This is a genomic window from Paenibacillus sp. MT86 (genome assembly GCF_058792535.1).
On record NZ_CM179499.1, the window covers coordinates 1651218 to 1666346 of the forward strand.

The 15129-nt window shown below is 51.4% G+C and carries 16 protein-coding genes and 1 pseudogene; 8 read left to right on the forward strand and 9 right to left on the reverse strand.

Annotated elements, in window-relative coordinates; genetic code table 11:
* The first annotated feature begins 115 nt into the window (after nt 1–115).
* The 3 genes and pseudogenes from AC3RCL_RS07015 to AC3RCL_RS07025 all read left to right on the forward strand — a co-directional run.
* Complete coding sequence (locus AC3RCL_RS07015) at nt 116–802, forward strand: hypothetical protein (protein ID WP_492535032.1); 687 nt, start codon at nt 116–118, stop codon at nt 800–802.
* Between the two features lie 105 nt (nt 803–907).
* The gene (locus AC3RCL_RS07020) at nt 908–2101 is read left to right on the forward strand and encodes a transposase (protein ID WP_028407136.1); all 1194 of its coding nucleotides are present in this window, start codon (nt 908–910) and stop codon (nt 2099–2101) included.
* Nucleotides 2102–2225: 124 nt separating this feature from the next.
* Nucleotides 2226–3449 (forward strand): annotated as a pseudogene (locus AC3RCL_RS07025) (ATP-binding protein); the annotation flags it as partial.
* Nucleotides 3450–3540: 91 nt separating this feature from the next.
* Here AC3RCL_RS07025 and AC3RCL_RS07030 read toward each other — a convergent pair.
* Together AC3RCL_RS07030 and AC3RCL_RS07035 are read right to left on the reverse strand one after the other, a co-directional pair.
* Nucleotides 3541–3780: an NHLP leader peptide family RiPP precursor gene (locus AC3RCL_RS07030; RefSeq protein ID WP_015733918.1), complete on the reverse strand. Its 240-nt coding sequence runs from the start codon at nt 3778–3780 to the stop codon at nt 3541–3543.
* Between the two features lie 72 nt (nt 3781–3852).
* Nucleotides 3853–4806: a hypothetical protein gene (locus AC3RCL_RS07035; RefSeq protein WP_277748246.1), complete on the reverse strand. Its 954-nt coding sequence runs from the start codon at nt 4804–4806 to the stop codon at nt 3853–3855.
* Between the two features lie 235 nt (nt 4807–5041).
* Between AC3RCL_RS07035 and AC3RCL_RS07040 the strand changes: the two genes are divergently transcribed.
* Together AC3RCL_RS07040 and AC3RCL_RS07045 are read left to right on the forward strand one after the other, a co-directional pair.
* Nucleotides 5042–5719 carry a general stress protein gene (locus AC3RCL_RS07040; protein ID WP_009591703.1) on the forward strand — a complete coding sequence of 226 codons (678 nt, stop codon included), beginning with the start codon at nt 5042–5044 and terminating at the stop codon, nt 5717–5719.
* A gap of 103 nt (nt 5720–5822) precedes the next feature.
* Nucleotides 5823–6098 carry a hypothetical protein gene (locus AC3RCL_RS07045; RefSeq protein ID WP_492535034.1) on the forward strand — a complete coding sequence of 92 codons (276 nt, stop codon included), beginning with the start codon at nt 5823–5825 and terminating at the stop codon, nt 6096–6098.
* Nucleotides 6099–6389: 291 nt separating this feature from the next.
* On the opposite strand, the gene AC3RCL_RS07050 is transcribed toward AC3RCL_RS07045, so the two are convergent.
* A complete protein-coding gene (locus AC3RCL_RS07050) occupies nt 6390–7499 on the reverse strand; it encodes a GNAT family N-acetyltransferase (RefSeq protein WP_192569387.1) in 1110 nt (369 codons plus the stop codon).
* 212 nt (nt 7500–7711) lie between these two features.
* Here AC3RCL_RS07050 and AC3RCL_RS07055 point away from each other — a divergent pair, with 212 nt between their 5' ends.
* The 3 genes from AC3RCL_RS07055 (at nt 7712) to AC3RCL_RS07065 (ending at nt 10940) form a co-directional block, all read left to right on the forward strand.
* Nucleotides 7712–9160 carry a potassium/proton antiporter gene (locus AC3RCL_RS07055; RefSeq protein WP_176502489.1) on the forward strand — a complete coding sequence of 483 codons (1449 nt, stop codon included), beginning with the start codon at nt 7712–7714 and terminating at the stop codon, nt 9158–9160.
* A 205-nt stretch (nt 9161–9365) separates the two neighbouring features.
* Nucleotides 9366–9839, forward strand: coding sequence for a Dps family protein (locus AC3RCL_RS07060; protein WP_492535035.1), 474 nt, complete (start codon nt 9366–9368; stop codon nt 9837–9839).
* A gap of 195 nt (nt 9840–10034) precedes the next feature.
* Complete coding sequence (locus AC3RCL_RS07065) at nt 10035–10940, forward strand: EcsC family protein (protein WP_192569386.1); 906 nt, start codon at nt 10035–10037, stop codon at nt 10938–10940.
* Nucleotides 10941–11053: 113 nt separating this feature from the next.
* Here the strand turns inward: AC3RCL_RS07065 and queF are convergent, their stop codons facing one another.
* The 6 genes from queF to AC3RCL_RS07095 form a co-directional block, all read right to left on the reverse strand.
* On the reverse strand, nt 11054–11551 hold the full coding sequence (gene queF / locus AC3RCL_RS07070) for a preQ(1) synthase (RefSeq protein WP_009591586.1): 498 nt from the start codon (nt 11549–11551) through the stop codon (nt 11054–11056).
* A gap of 68 nt (nt 11552–11619) precedes the next feature.
* Nucleotides 11620–12414, reverse strand: a complete 795-nt coding sequence (gene queE, locus AC3RCL_RS07075; RefSeq protein WP_375120652.1) for a 7-carboxy-7-deazaguanine synthase QueE — start codon at nt 12412–12414, stop codon at nt 11620–11622.
* Nucleotides 12407–12898, reverse strand: a complete 492-nt coding sequence (gene queD, locus AC3RCL_RS07080; protein ID WP_036662528.1) for a 6-carboxytetrahydropterin synthase QueD — start codon at nt 12896–12898, stop codon at nt 12407–12409. The genes queE and queD overlap by 8 nt, the downstream gene beginning before the upstream one ends.
* Complete coding sequence (gene queC / locus AC3RCL_RS07085) at nt 12895–13572, reverse strand: 7-cyano-7-deazaguanine synthase QueC (protein WP_096775319.1); 678 nt, start codon at nt 13570–13572, stop codon at nt 12895–12897. The genes queD and queC overlap by 4 nt, the downstream gene beginning before the upstream one ends.
* A gap of 277 nt (nt 13573–13849) precedes the next feature.
* Nucleotides 13850–14554, reverse strand: a complete 705-nt coding sequence (locus AC3RCL_RS07090) for an AIM24 family protein (protein ID WP_492535036.1) — start codon at nt 14552–14554, stop codon at nt 13850–13852.
* Nucleotides 14555–14608: 54 nt separating this feature from the next.
* The gene (locus AC3RCL_RS07095; protein ID WP_213580515.1) at nt 14609–15061 is read right to left on the reverse strand and encodes a cell division protein ZapB; all 453 of its coding nucleotides are present in this window, start codon (nt 15059–15061) and stop codon (nt 14609–14611) included.
* Nucleotides 15062–15129 lie beyond the last annotated feature (68 nt).

A 15129-nucleotide genomic window follows, 5' to 3' on the forward strand; every position in this document is an offset into this window, starting at 1 on the left:
GTTATATCATTAATAGAAAATTTTATCATTTTTCCGAAAATTAGAAGGTGGAAGGTTTTGTCGCAGCGAATAACACAGTAAGAGAATCACCCATTATAATGTTTGAGGTGCGTCCATGAGGTCTGGATGGAGAATCGCTGTGTTCCTGATCATCGTTATAGCTTTTAGCCAGGGGTTACCTGGGCTTGTCTTTGCCACCGAAGAAACGGCAGCTCGGGCAGCGATTAAGGAGTGGAAAATCCTTTGGTCCGAAACCCGAGGGGTACCGGACAGCGTACCGGCCCACAGGGATGACTGGCTGGTAACTTCGACCGGAGCTTCGACGCCTTCCAAGCCGCATGCCAAGGCATCCGCATGGATTCAAATGAAGATTCCCGAAATATCATCGGCATCCCCCGGCATTTTGATTGACAAGCTGCACGGACAGCAGGTTGCGGTATATGCGGACCATGAGAAGATTTACGAATCAACTCGTACGTACAATTATGAGCTGAACTACATTTTGCTTCCCCTTCATCAGGACTTACTCGGGAAGGATCTGTACATCTGGCTGGAAACCGCGCGAGATCATGTGACGATGGAAGGGAAAATACTGGTCGGCAATTATCATGATCTGTTGAACCAATTCGTGAAGTCGAATCTGGTGGATATCATCCTCGGGAGCGCCTTTGTTTTTATTGCATTGGTGATGCTGATCTGCGCCGTGTTTCTGAACAGAAAATATTTGATTACCGTCCTGTCCTTATCGTTTATTATTTTATCCGTTGGCATACTGGTATTTGAGTATTTTGCAGTAATCTAAGCCCTTGCTACGCAAGGATTTTCAGGCATAAAAAAGGGACTTTACCCCAACTTGCAGAAGTTTTCAAGAGACCAATCCAGAAAACTCAAGAAGGGGTAAAGTCTCTTGTATATTCTCCAAGAAAGTCTGTTTTCCTTTGAGGAACTGCTAAAAATCGAGTCAAAAGATCGTTTGCCGATCTTTTTCAGTGTGCTGGACCTCCGTCCTTACGCGAAAGAACTGAGAAGTCGTTCACCCCGAGGAGCCGACGGGCATTGCAGAGAAGGCATTTTGCGCGCCCTTCTTGCTGCTCCTCTAGAACGTATCCAGACATTTACTGGTTTACATCATCGACTGAGTACCGATCTTAGGTTTCGCTATCAATGCGGACTTCCACTCGACCGCGAGGCTCCATCCATCGCTACATTAAGCAGAGTCTTTGCCGAGCTGACGAAGAAAGAGCTGGCCAAACAGTTGTTCGAAGACTTGGTCAATCGCTGCAAGCAAGACGGCATCATCGACGGAAATCATGTTGCGATCGACAGTGCCTCGATTCACGCTTACGAAAAGAAGCAGCCTAAGCGAAAAAGCGAGCAAACGGGCAATGCGAACTGGGGAGCGAAGTTCGACTCCTTCGGTAATAAAGTGACTTGGTTCGGCTATAAGCTCCACTTGGCGGTGGATACGAAAAGCGAACTTCCACTTGCGCTCGAAGTCACGCCAGCGCATGTGAATGATGGAGAAATGGCGCCGAGCCTGATTGAGAAGGTTGCTGTCGATAAACGCACGAGATTCTTCATGCTTGATGCGGGCTATGACCAAATGAAAGTGTACGAAGCGGCTCGAAAGGTGAACGCTCAAGCCATTATTCCTCTCAATCCTCGGGGAGAAAAAGAACCGCCCGCTGGCATGACGACAAACGGAACACCCTGCTGTACGATGGGGTTCGCGATGACTTACTGGGGCGCCGACGGCGATTACTTGAAGTTTCGTTGTCCGCATGCCACAGGCAAAGTAGATTGCCCGTTAGGCATGGCCACTTGCTCAGCGTCCAACTATGGCATGGTCGTCAAAGTCGATACGAAGGACGATCTAAGGCGATATAGTAATCCGCATCGCGATACCAAGCGCTGGAAAGAGCTTTACAATGAACGAACCAGCGTGGAACGGTGCAATTCTCGAATGAAAACGTATTTGTCCGCGGATAGCCTGCATGTCTGGGGCGTTCAAAAAGTCACTACGCAGCAGTATTTGAACGCCATCGTCCTACTCGTATCTGCGCTCTCAACTGCTTCGAGAAGAAAGCAAGCCGCCGCTTAAAAAGTTCAAACTTCAAAAATTCTGGAGGTCTGTCCTTTTTCAGAAAACGCGTGATTTAGAGACGAGACAATGTCTGTTCTTCCTATGATTTATCCAAATTCGGAATTATGCAAAATGCTCATTTACATACTCCCCGTTTCTTTATACGATTTTTGATGAATATGGAAATTTATATACTCAGTTATATGACATCTCATTATTTATTTTACTTCCTTCGTTCAGTCTCTTTTTTGAAAAAATCTTCGGCCCCGGCTGGAGGGGCGTGCTGCGCAAACTTCGGAAGTTCCAGGTGTTCTATTCGCTGTTCTGCGGCCTGTTCCTGATCTTCAATCAATGGGCCATTAATCAATGGTTCGACCTGTATTATTTTTTCTCCGTTCAGGTCCTGGGTTTTGTCATGATTGTTCAATTCGTACTGCTGGTCGGAAGCTCGATGTACTATGCCGTTAAGGGAAATAAGGACGCCATTATTTTCAACGCCGGCTTTGCGGTGTTTGCCATTGTGGGTTTGGGCGAGCTGCTGCAGTTTTTCCTGACCCGGGGCAGCTACAATCTGTTCCTCTGGAAATGGGGCATCGTCAGCTTCATCATTGCGCTCATCGTTATTCTCGGACGGCATTTTGCCAAAAATCACGAACAGATGCTTCAATACTCCAAAGAGCTTGAGATGTTCAACAATGAGCTGCAGCGTTCAGAGAAGATGGAGATCATCAGTGAGCTTGCGGCATCGGTCGCGCATGAGGTTCGCAACCCGCTGCAAGTGACGCGGGGATTCCTGCAGCTCCTCACCGGAAAAGCCCAGTCCACCGAACGGGAGTATCTGGATCTGGCCTTGGTCGAGCTGGACCGTGCCTCGGGCATCATTACGGATTTCTTAACCTTTGCCAAGCCGGAATTCGGCAAAGACACGGTGCTGCGGATATCCGAGGAGTTCAAGCATATCGAAGGCATACTCGGCCCGCTGGCTCATCTGCAAGGAGGCAGAATTACCGTCGATATTCCGGAGGATATTACGATTCGGGGCAATTCCTCGAAATTCAAGCAGGCCTTCATTAACATCGTGAAGAACAGCATTGAGGCGCTGGGCGACGAAGGGCTGGTTCATATCCGCTGCTATCGCCAGCAAGGCCAGGTGTTTATTCATGTGGTGGATAATGGAGAGGGGATGGGGCCGGATGTGCTGGCACGTCTGGGAGAGCCCTATTTCTCTAACAAAACGAAGGGTACGGGCCTTGGCCTGATGGTGACCTTCCGAATTATCGAGGCCATGGATGGGGACATTTATTTTACGAGTAAACAAGGAGTGGGGACCGATGCCGTCATTACGCTTCCCGCAGCTTGCGAATGATTCGCTAGGCTGCGGCAGCGATGGCGGTTACCGTCCCCACTCTTTTTACCTATTCATCTATTTATGAAATGTCCAGGCTGTTATGTAGTCTTTACCAGATGGCTCTTTCCTTGGCTTCCGATTTGATCACGCTAGTCGGATTCGGAGGGATGACCAGATACAGCTCGCCCGGATTCTCTTCAAGCGTTCGAATCTCGATGTGGTCGGGAATCCGTACACCAAGAACTTCCTTGATCGCGGACTTTGGATCGCTCAGCAGTCTTGCCTTAAAGCTAGGATCCTCCCAGGCTTTTTGAATCAATTGTGTTTGAAAGATGGCTTCTGTCGTCATAAGAATCACCCTTTCAAATAAATTGGTTATTTTTTACTCTTAAAGAATACCATGGAACAAATATAAAATCTATTATTTTTTGTTTAGAATAGACAAGTGGTAATTTAACCCGCCAAAAGACAAGGTTTTTTTACTGTTTTCGATATGATTCGCTTCGTTCTGAAGTTCATCCACCATGGTTTGATGGAAGGAAATCAGGTGCGGAGCCTCGATATCAACCGATAAGAGATGGGCATGGGTGGCAGCGGCAATCTCTGCATAAGGCTTCAGCATGTTGTTGATAAAGATGGCTTCCTGTACTTCGGATATCGTTAGAACAGCGTCCTGCGGTTGCCCCCGTTCCGATTTAATAAGGGAGAGCAGGCAGTTGTAGCTGCCATCTGCAAGATCCTGCTTCCAATCGGTCCAATCGTCCATCATCTGCAAGGTAAGCAGCACATGATTCATCACATCGTTCGTTCGTGGAATAAGGTCTGCTTGATCCGATAGAAGCAGTGCGGCGGTGCTTCCCAGCTTCACGGGAGCCGCCTTTTTGGCAACCATGGCCCTGTCGTGCTTGAAGTAATCCTCCCGGGTTTCATGGATGACGCCTTCCGACCATTCGTGCGTATAGTGTTTGAGATAAGACCAGAATTCTGAATTTGCCGGGAAGTAGGGTTGATAGGATGTGAGAAATTCGTAATACAGCAGGTTGGCAAGCGCGAGATGGTGTTTCGGATCGATAGAGGACTGGCCGTCATGAGGCGAGTCCATGATGTCGTCTTGAATGAAGTAGTATAACATGCCGATAATGTTGGCCGTGGAGAGATCACGGTAAATATCGGCAGGGAGTGCGGTCCGTTCTTTCATCCAGAAGGGAAGCAGATAGCAGATGTAATTTTTGGAACTGTCCTGCTCAAAGACGTCAAACTTTCTGAGGTATGAAAGACCGATTTGGTTCAGGGGAGCAGGGAATTCGGACAGCCTTGCTTCGCAGGCCGAGAAAGCGGCGGCAAGATCGTCCTCGAAAGGCTTGAACCAGTTCATGGAATCACCAACCTATTCAATTTTTAAGGTACAAGTGCTTACTTGCTATATTAACATGAATGCTTATGGAGTTAAATATTACCAGTCCCATTCCATGGCGATATGTGGAAGTTTCGGCTCTGCGACGGGGTTCTTTACAAGCGGTTATTCGGTTTCCTTGTTTGATTATGGCGGCTGGCGTTTAATTTAGGGATGTACAGCGATAACCGAAAATGACCAAATAGGAGGAATTCATATGACTCAGAAAATTGTAGGAGCTTTTCGGACGGAGCAGGAAGCAACCCGAGCCATTGAGGAACTAAAGCAGCAAGGATTCAGAGCCGATGAAATCTCTGTCATTGCCAAGGATCGCGGCGAATCTTCCCATATTCAGGACGAGACCGGGACCAAAGCGCCCGAGGGATTGGCCTCCGGAGCGGCTACCGGCGGCGTGCTGGGCGGCGTCACCGGATTGCTCGCAGGTCTTGGCGCATTGGCCATTCCGGGCATTGGTCCGATCATTGCCGCTGGACCGATCGCGGCAACGCTGACGGGCGCCGCCGTGGGTGCCGGTGCAGGCGGGTTGGTAGGAGGCCTGATCGGCCTTGGCATTCCGGAAGATCAAGCGGAGGAATATGGGGGCTACGTCGATGAAGGACATATTCTGGTCATGGTGGATGCCGATGAGTCGAACGGTGGCCAGGTATATGATATATTCCGCAGCAACAGCGCGCTCAATGAACATCATTACCGCGAAGAAGGTACCTACAGCGGTACGGGAGCACCGGTAGATTCGCGTTCTGAAGCGGCTGCTGCCACCGAGGATGCCGTGCCGGACCCTAACCTGTATCAAGGCTATGGCGATGGCAATGGCGGCGCCGTGAGTCCTAACATTGTAAGCCCGGATCGTGAAGAAACCACGAAAAGACGATAAGGGTTATTCTCATATGCATCATGAACGATGAACAAACCGCCCGGATTCTTCCGGGCGGTTTGTTTGCGGCGACAATCCGGCTTCATGGGGCTTGCTTGAAGTCGTGTTTAACGCTTGTTGCGCTGCATTCTCGCACCCCTCGGCCCGTACCCGGGACCGCCGGGGCCGTGCCCATGTCCAGGACCGCCAGGTCCACCGGGGCCATGTCCAGGTCCGCCCGGATGCCACGGTCCTGGGCCATGTCCCGGATGCCAAGGACCGTGCCCATGCCCATGTCCGGGAAATCCGGGATACCCCGGGTAATACGGAGGAAACGGATAGACCGGCGGATAAAACGGTGGATAGTATGGATAAGGATAGTAAGGGTATCCAGGGATGAGACCCGGGATACCGAGGCTTGTTTGGGATTGAAGCCCTCTTTTCGGTTGATGACTCAAGGCCTTGCACCTCTTTCTATCAGATCGGTTATCACATCCTATGTGGAAGCGGAGAGGAAGGGCACTTATCCTGGGAAAAATAGGCGGACGGCTACTCCTCGGGATGCAGTATCGACGCTGGTTCTGTTTGGGATGAACAGGTTCCAGGTACTCAATCTCAAGCGAAAGTAAAAAAGGCGCATATGACCTCCCCTGCGTAGGGAAAAGGATCAGATGCACCTTTCGTTCTTCCATTATATATATTGAAGTCCGGTTGTGTAAGGGAGAGGGACAGGATCGAAGGTTACGCTCCCGTTAGCCCGATACGGGGATTCCGGATCGAACAGGATGGAAAGCAAACCTTCGTCATCCAGCTCCAACGTTTCATGGCTCAAGGTAAGACGGTACGGACCATGTTCGCCTTCCGCCTGGATCAACCCCTCCGGAAGCAGAGGAGCCAACTGACGAAGCAGCTGCGGGCCGCTTACCAAATAAATGGTTCCCTCGTTGCGAATATACTCAGGCAGGGTACCGGCAGATTGGATTAAAGCGGCAAGCTCCTTATCCTGCCAAGGCAGCGGAACCGTAAGCTCCGAAAGGCTGAAGGACGCGACGGCATCGGCTATAATCAGTGCGGCTGCTTCAGGGCTTCCTCCCCACTCGACGAGGGTAGACTCCCTGGAAGGCGTCATCGTGTCTCCGGGTACGGCGATGATGGCAAAAGCGGTCAGCGCCCCGTCTTCTTCGGCGACAAGCACCTGCTGCTTAAGGCGGATCACGTTGGAGTATGCGCTTGCATCCAGCAGCTTGTTAAGCTCCGAAGCCGTCGTAACATATCCAGCCTCCCGCTGTTCCATCAGTCTTTGGATCTGGAACAAATCGTGCGGCTGCATGGCCCGGATGTTCACTTTTTTTTCCGTTGCAGCACGCAGCGGCTCCACGACGGCCGGAGATAGACGGAACCGGAGCGCCCGGCCGAATAAACGGCTGCCTGCCCGGGTATACAGGGATCTGCCGCCGGAAATAAGGATGAGGGATGCACCGGACGCCTCGCCATGCCGCATGCACTGTTCCAGGAGATTGCCTGCAAGTCGCTGTCCCCGGTAATCCGGGTCCGTGCAGACGGAGCCGATGGAGAAAATATTTAATCGGGCACCGCGAGTCTGGATGGTGAACGGCACGAATCCCATGAAAGACACCAGTTTGTCCTGATCCCAGGCACCGTAGGAATGGCTGATACCCGGCGAGAATATCGGAGGGAAGGATACCCCCATTGAAGGCTGCTCCGGCTGCTTAAGAAAAATACGGTCGGACAGCTCGACGGCTTGTTGCAATTGATCGCTTTTCATCATAGAAATCTTCACTCGATTGACGCCTCCCCTATGTATGTCGCTTGTTATTACCAGTATAAAGTCATTGGGCGGGGAATTTCCAGTAAACGTTTTCTAAGGTTATTCGGAATTGTCCGGTTGGCGGAGTTAGCCAGCCCTGCAGCGAAGCGTTTTACGGTTTAGGCGTATGCGAAAAGGCGGTGTTTTTCGGGTAATAATAAATGAACGAATCTGACGCCGGAGGGATGAGCTTGCCAAGTTTTGTTGATTCCATGATTTTGCTGTGCGGCGCCTTGCTTCTGACAGGCGTATTGACCACCAAGTTCTCTTCCCGTTTCGGCATGCCCGCTCTGGTGCTGTTTATCGCGATCGGGATGATTCTCAGCCGGTTCATTTATTACGATAATGCGGAGCTCACGCAGCTGGTCGGCATATTCGCACTGATCGTCATTTTATTTCAGGGCGGGATGCAGACCGATTTCAAAGAAATCAAGCCGGTTCTGGGTCCGGCCATTTCGCTTGCCACGATAGGCGTCCTGCTGACAACCGTTGTAATCGGACTATGCGCCTCTTTCGTGCTTGATATTTCTTTGAAAGAAGGGCTGTTAATCGGCGCTATCGTCGGCTCGACGGATGCGGCAGCCGTATTCTCGGTTCTTGGCGGAACGAATCTGAAGAAAAGGCTTCGAATGACGCTCGAGGCCGAATCCGGAAGCAATGACCCGATGGCGGTGTTTCTAACCGTGTCCTTAATCGAATGGATAGAACATCCGGGCTTAAATTTGTTCGGGCTTATTTTTTCCTTTGTCATGGAAATGGGATTGGGACTGGTTGTCGGCATTCTTGTCGGCATGCTGGCCGTGTATGTGATCAATCGCATCAACTTCGATTCTTCGGGGCTATACCCCGTGACCGCTTTAGGATTTGCCGTGCTTACGTATGCAGCCGCCGCATGGCTTGGAGCCAGCGGTTTGCTTGCCGTATACGTTATGGCCTTGCTGCTCGGCAATACCGAGCTGACGTACCGTAAGACGATTCAAGCATTCAACCAAGGTTTTGCGTGGATGATGCAGATCGTGATGTTTGTGCTGCTCGGGCTTCTTGTCTTCCCGAACGAGCTGTCGAAGGTCGTATGGCAAGGACTCCTGTTGTCCTTGATTCTCATCTTCATCGCCAGGCCGATCGGCGTGTTCAGCAGTCTGCTGTTCGCCAAATTTGCCGTCCGCGAGAAAATATTGATTTCATGGGCCGGCCTCCGCGGGGCCGTACCGATCGTATTGGCTACATATCCCGTACTGGCGGGAATCAGGCAGGGGGAATTGTTTTTTAATGTCGTGTTCTTTGTTGTTTTGACTTCAGCGGTGATCCAGGGCACCACCATCTCCCCGCTCACGCAAAGGCTTGCGCTGGTGGAGAAGGATAAAGCAAAGGCTCCGTCCTTATTGGAGCTGATGGCACTAGGAAAAACGGATTCCGAGATCAACCACGTGCTGGTGGATGGGGATATGCCCATCGTCGGCAAGGAGATTCAGCAGCTGAATCTGCCGGACGATATTCTCTTTACGGCCATCATTCGGGAGAAGCGCATCATCACGCCGAGAGGAAACACCGTCATTGAGGCAGGGGACACGTTGTACGTGATGAATCCGAAGCAAAAACGGAAGGAAATGAAATCGATTCTGGGGTTATCCTAGGGATTTCGCAGCTGAAGCTATATGATCCCCATCACAGCAGACGGTCTTAAAAATAATTTAGGATAGGTATAAATCGGAGGTAATTTCTTCATCCTATCTTCATCCGAGAAGTTTCGATTTCCTTTGCAAAAGAGACAAGAATCTGTTATGATTAATTCAAGGATTTAGAATAAGTCTAAATACAATATCAAAGGAGACGATATAGATGAGTAACCTAACCCAACAAGCACAAGGAAATACGACCGATGAACTTCAACAAATTCTGAATACGCAGGTAGCCAACTGGAGTGTGCTTGGCGTGAAGCTGCACCATTATCATTGGTATGTGAAAGGTCCTCAGTTCTACGTGCTGCACGAGAAATTCGAGGAGCTGTACAACACGGCCGCTAGTTATGTGGATGAGCTGGCAGAGCGAATGCTGGCCATCGGCGGCAAACCGGCCGCCAGCATGGCTCAATATTTGAAGCTGACGACGCTGCAGGAGGTCTCGAATGAAAACACGGCCGAGCAGATGGTCGGACAGCTGGTTGCGGATTTCGAGAAAGTGGCCGGAGAGCTCAAGTCCGGTATCGAGGCAGCAAACCAAGAGGGCGACGATGCGACAGCCGATCTGTTGACCGGCATGGCGAGCGCTGTGCAGAAGCATTCGTGGATGCTGAACGCATTTTTGGGCAAATAAAGTTCATATCCGTTGCTGCCGTTTCATGACGGCTAACATAAGCAAAGGGAGATCGACCTGATAAGGCCGATCTCTTTTTTTGTTCGCCTTGCGAATGCTGTTGCAAGATTCAATTTGAAATTTATTGCGCCTTTCTTCAATTTTGTGCGTATAACCTTCATAGATCGTTTTAATTCGGATAGAGGAGTAGTGAGGATGGCAGAGATGGAATCACGACAACAGCTGGAGTCGCAGCTTCAAGAGATTTTGAAATGGGAGAAGGAGCAGAAGGACGTCATGTTCTGGGAGAAGCTCGGAAGAATTCCCTTTATGCTGCTGGATCGCCTCACGCCCAAGGCTGTTCAAGAGAAAATCGGAAGCGCCTTGAACGAGGTAGGCGGATTTATTCAAAGCGGCGGGAAGCATCTGGTTCGGGAGAAGTCGGTCATGAACGTACTGGCTCAGACCGCTGGATTGGAAGGTTCAGCCGCGGTGAACGACCCTTCCGCGAAATCCGGCGAGGCGGAGTCGGGTGGCGCTGGGAACGGAGAGGAGCAGGCGGTGGCTTCCGGACTTACGCTGGCAACAGCCGCGAAATTGCCGCTCCAGGCCATGGATGCGGCAGCGGATACGCTGACGGTAAAGCGGGTCAAATTCGCGGCGGCCCAAGGGGCGGCAACGGGAATCGGAGGCGTATTTACGATAGCGGCCGATCTGCCCATGGTGCTCGGTCAATCGCTCAAGGTGCTTCAGGAGATGGCCCTTTGTTACGGGTATGATCCGAACGATCCCCGGGAGCGGGTGTTTATCGTGAAATGCCTGCAGTTTGCATCCGCCGACATCGTCGGAAAGAAAGCGGTGCTGGAGGAGCTTGCCAGTTTTGACGACGTCCAGGCGACGGAGCAGGTCTTCTCGCAGCTGCAGGGCTGGCGTGAAGTCGTTCAGTCGTATACCGATAACTTCGGGATGAAAAAGCTGTTTCAGCTGATTCCGATCGCCGGGATCGTATTCGGTTCGATCAGCAACAAAGGCACCATAAGCGATGTGGCCGAAGCCGGGAAAATGCTGTACAAGAAGCGGCGTGTTCATTACCGGCTTCGGAATATGGAATATCCGCTGTAATCAAGGCTGATATACGGATCGACACGACAAAAAGGGATGCCCGCCATGCGCGGGCATCCCTTTTCTTAATCCATCACGGAAAATATCATGACGCAACCCATAAAGGTGGTTTCTTACCGATTATCCACCTTTTCGGGGTACAGGTCATGGTTCATCAGACGATTCGCGGCGATCTCCTCGTATTTGGTGCCCGGGCGACCGTAATTGCAGTACGGATCGATGGAAATGCCGCCGCGCGGGGTGAATTTGCCCCATACCTCGATATATCTCGGATCCATCAGCTTGATCAGGTCATTCATGATGATATTGACGCAGTCCTCATGAAAGTCCCCGTGATTGCGGAAGCTGAACAGGTACAGCTTCAAGGACTTGCTCTCCACCATCTTGATATCCGGAATGTAACTGATGTAGATGGTCGCAAAGTCCGGCTGGCCTGTGATCGGGCATAAGCTTGTAAATTCGGGACAGTTGAACTTGACGAAATAGTCGCGGTAGGGATGCTTGTTGTCAAAGCTCTCCAGAATGCCGGGATCATACTCGAAGGTGTATTTCGTGCCTTGGTTGCCGAGCAGGGTAACGTCTTCCATTTCTTCTTTTTGTCTTCCAGCCATATATGATAACTCCTTCATTTATATGAATTCAAACTCAATCCAATCATCGGTAAATTCTTGATGCCGTGCTATACGCCGCGTTTATTCCCCCAGACGAGCGTATGCAATTGCGGCAAGACGCGCACATCGTTTAACCGGTCGGATTGCATGACCGCATCAACAAGCGACTCGTACCGGTCCAGCAGATGGGAGACAAGCGAAGTCGTATCGCCTGTGCCTACATCGGGATTGCCGGTCTGCAAGTAAAATGGCACGTTCGGGTATCGTTCATGTACCGTTTCCGCGTAGGTCAAGTCCTTATCGTCAAAGACCACAACCTTCAAGCTGAAGGTTCTGCCGGGCGGACGGGCGGATAAACGCGAGACGATATCGTCGAGCTTGCCCCAGTCCGTATCCATGCCCGAGCTTGGCGGCTTAGGGGAGATGGTGACTTCATCGATATGATTCAGCCAGTCCTGCCAGCGTGAGCCCTGGGTCTCCACGGCAACGGTAATTCCGTGCCGATGCAGCTCATCCACAAGCGCTCCAAGCTGGGAAAGAAGAGCGGGATTGCCGCCGGACAGGGTGACGTGATCGAAGCGTTCTCCGCCCAGACGGTACAGCTCTTGCCAGATCTCATCAGCGCTCAACAGCGAGATGGAGTCCTTAGCGGAACCGTCCCATGTGAATGCGGAGTCGCACCAGGAACAGCGATAGTCGCAGCCCGCCGTCCGAACGAACATCGTCTTGCGGCCAACGACCATGCCTTCGCCTTGAACGGTAGGACCGAAAATTTCCATCACGGGAATCGGACGGTCCACCGTCATGGCAGGGGAGGAGCCCCCGTTTGAATCCGTAACAGGCGTTTCATGCACATTATTCATGGATCATCCACTCCCGTCTGACCTCGGCATAGCTGGTCGGCGTCTCGAACAGGCGAACGAATTCCGTTCGCATGCCTTGTTCCTCGTAGGATTCTCTGCTGCGGAGGGCCTCCTCCATTTTCTCAAACAACCAGACCACCATGTTCTCTGCTGTCGTATTCATCGGCGGCAAGGTCTCGTTCAGGTAACGGTGATCCAGGTAAGGTTCGATACTCGTTTTCCAGCAATCCTTGATGTCTCCAAAATCCACGGTAATGCCGACCTCGTTTGGAGTTCCGCTGATACCAAAAACCACTTTATACGTGTGGCCATGCAGGTTTTTGCATTTTCCCTCATAGCAATGCAGGTGGTGCGCAGCATCGAAGGTAAACTCTTTGGAAACAAGCACCCGCTTCCGATGGTAACGCAGGCTTCCAGCATCGATGTCTTCGCCAAGCTTCTGCAGATGCTCTACAATGCGGAAAGCCCCGGGCTCGCGGCTCATACCAGGCGCCCCCTCTCGGAGATGCTGCTGCGGCGCTGCATATACTTGTCGAGCCCCGCTTTTCTCAGCTTGCAAGCAGGACATTCCCCGCAGCCGTCTCCCTTGATGCCGTTATAACAGGTTAACGTATGGTCGCGAACATATTCGAGCGCATTCATCTGGTCGGCAAGCTCCCAGGTTTCGGATTTGTCGAGCCACATGAGCGGGGTATGAATGACGAACGGGTAATCCATGGCCAGGTTCAGCGTAACGTTGAGCGATTTGATGAAGCTGTCCCGACAGTCGGGATAACCGCTGAAATCCGTCTCGCATACGCCCGTGATCAGATGCTTCGCTCCGACGCCCTTGGCCAGCACGGCGGCAAAGCTGAGGAACAGCAGGTTTCGGCCATCCACAAACGTCGTAGGCAAGCCGTCGCCTTCGGCGATCTCGATATCGCTGCGCGTTAATGCATTCGGTGCCAGCTGATTAAGCAGGCTCATATCAAGCACTGTCTGCTTCACGCCTTGCTCCTTGGCAATCTGTGCCGCGCATTCTATTTCAAGCTTATGGCGTTGGCCATAATCGAATGTTACGGTTTCCACCTCGGCGAAGCGTTCCTTCGCCCAGAACAGGCAGGTGGTGCTGTCTTGCCCCCCGCTGAAAACAACGACTGCTTTTTCATTTTTAAGCATAAAAAAACCTCTCATCCTTCATAATTTAAGAGCAGCCCCAGAGGGCCGATCCCGTAGAAGAAAGAGAAGTTCATTGAACTGAATCCGTAAAAAAACAAGCCTTATTCTTAGGGTGTAACACCGAATAAGACACGATAGTTTTTTATAGAGGGAGTTCACGAACCTCTCCCACGCACCGATGCAGGCGCATGGATTGTCTTCTGTTGTCCTTGTGACCGCATGGAGAGCCGTGACCGGCATGCAGTCCGATTACGCCCTCCATTATAACACGGCTGGATTATTTGATAAACACTCCGCCGAAGGGAATTGCTTCCCGGAGGAATCGCTTGATGATGCCTTCGTCGTTTAATTCGTTCACGAGCCGCTGATTCTGGCGTCCCGCTTGAAACAGCACATAACCGTCGCCGGTGAGCTTCCAGTGATAGTTCATGTGCTGGCTGGCCAGATGATTGCCGTATACGGTCAGATCCAGCTTAGCGGCTTCGGGGTAGGCAATGATGCTTCCGGCGTCCACATACAGCGGCTCGGTAGGATGCAGCTTGACTTTGCATACCGGGCCTTGGGTCAGAATGCCGATGCTGCCATTCCCGGAAAACTTCATCTTAATGGCATCTCGCGTGACCAGCATGTTTTTGATTTTCAGTATTCTTGTCTGCATCGTAACAAACTGGGTGTAAAAGAAAACATGACGAAAATCATAGAGCATGTCCTGTTCGCCTTCCAGCTGAATTTCATGCATGTTGAAGCCCGGGGGAAGCGCAGCCGTAAACTGGCTGGGTCCCGTAATGTCGGCACGGATCAGCTTTTTTTTGCGGTAGATGCCCTTCACGTTCATGAGTCGATCGCTGCGCCCGGAGGAGGGTCCCCGATAGGCAACGATCTGCTCGGGATGAAGGACATGCGCCGTGTCCCCTTCCGTCAAGGAGAACGTAACCGCTTGACCTGCTCCGCTGCCGGCTGCATCTTCCATTCGGATAATCATCGCCGCGCCTCCTTTTGCCTGGTTGAATGGTATGGAACTGGATAAAAGCTTGTCCTATCTCGAACGGTTCGTTCGGCGCATGCCGAATCGCAGGACGCGAATGATGACAAAGTATCCGGCAGCCAACGCCACGGCGGTGATCGCTACCGTTTTTAAACGTTCCGCCCCGCGCTTTCGTGCGGCTTCAGCCTCCTGTAACTGGCTTACCATTTGGGTTAATTGCTGGTTCTGCTCTGCAAGATTGGAGTTCTGCTCCGCCAGGGTCAGATTTTGCTGCTGCAGCCGTTCGGAAGCGATCTTGGCTTTATCAAGCTCTTGCAGGGCTTGGTTATAGTTGCTCTTAAGCTGGTTTATTTCATCGGGGAGTCCCGTGAACTGCTGGATATTATCGTACATATTATTGAAATAATTGGCGTCGGCGGTCCGTCCTCCGGCCGGCAGCGCGATTCCTGCCACCAGCAGAATAAAAGAAAGTTGGATGAGCCTGGATTTTGACGGCTTAAACATGCGGGGTCACCACCATTCGATTATTTATAGTAAATACGAATCAGATTTCGACAGGTTTCTATTAATAT

Coding starts and splice junctions, on each gene's coding strand:
- AC3RCL_RS07090 (WP_492535036.1), bottom strand. CDS start 14,554: ATGATTATCCGAATGGAAGATGCAGCCGGCAGCGGAGCAGGTCAAGCG.
- AC3RCL_RS07030 (WP_015733918.1), bottom strand. CDS start 3,780: ATGACGACAGAAGCCATCTTTCAAACACAATTGATTCAAAAAGCCTGG.
- AC3RCL_RS07055 (WP_176502489.1), top strand. CDS start 7,712: ATGAGCTTGCCAAGTTTTGTTGATTCCATGATTTTGCTGTGCGGCGCC.
- AC3RCL_RS07060 (WP_492535035.1), top strand. CDS start 9,366: ATGAGTAACCTAACCCAACAAGCACAAGGAAATACGACCGATGAACTT.
- AC3RCL_RS07015 (WP_492535032.1), top strand. CDS start 116: ATGAGGTCTGGATGGAGAATCGCTGTGTTCCTGATCATCGTTATAGCT.
- queC (WP_096775319.1), bottom strand. CDS start 13,572: ATGCTTAAAAATGAAAAAGCAGTCGTTGTTTTCAGCGGGGGGCAAGAC.
- AC3RCL_RS07095 (WP_213580515.1), bottom strand. CDS start 15,061: ATGTTTAAGCCGTCAAAATCCAGGCTCATCCAACTTTCTTTTATTCTG.
- AC3RCL_RS07035 (WP_277748246.1), bottom strand. CDS start 4,806: ATGAACTGGTTCAAGCCTTTCGAGGACGATCTTGCCGCCGCTTTCTCG.
- queE (WP_375120652.1), bottom strand. CDS start 12,414: ATGAATAATGTGCATGAAACGCCTGTTACGGATTCAAACGGGGGCTCC.
- AC3RCL_RS07040 (WP_009591703.1), top strand. CDS start 5,042: ATGACTCAGAAAATTGTAGGAGCTTTTCGGACGGAGCAGGAAGCAACC.
- queD (WP_036662528.1), bottom strand. CDS start 12,898: ATGAGCCGCGAGCCCGGGGCTTTCCGCATTGTAGAGCATCTGCAGAAG.
- queF (WP_009591586.1), bottom strand. CDS start 11,551: ATGGCTGGAAGACAAAAAGAAGAAATGGAAGACGTTACCCTGCTCGGC.
- AC3RCL_RS07065 (WP_192569386.1), top strand. CDS start 10,035: ATGGCAGAGATGGAATCACGACAACAGCTGGAGTCGCAGCTTCAAGAG.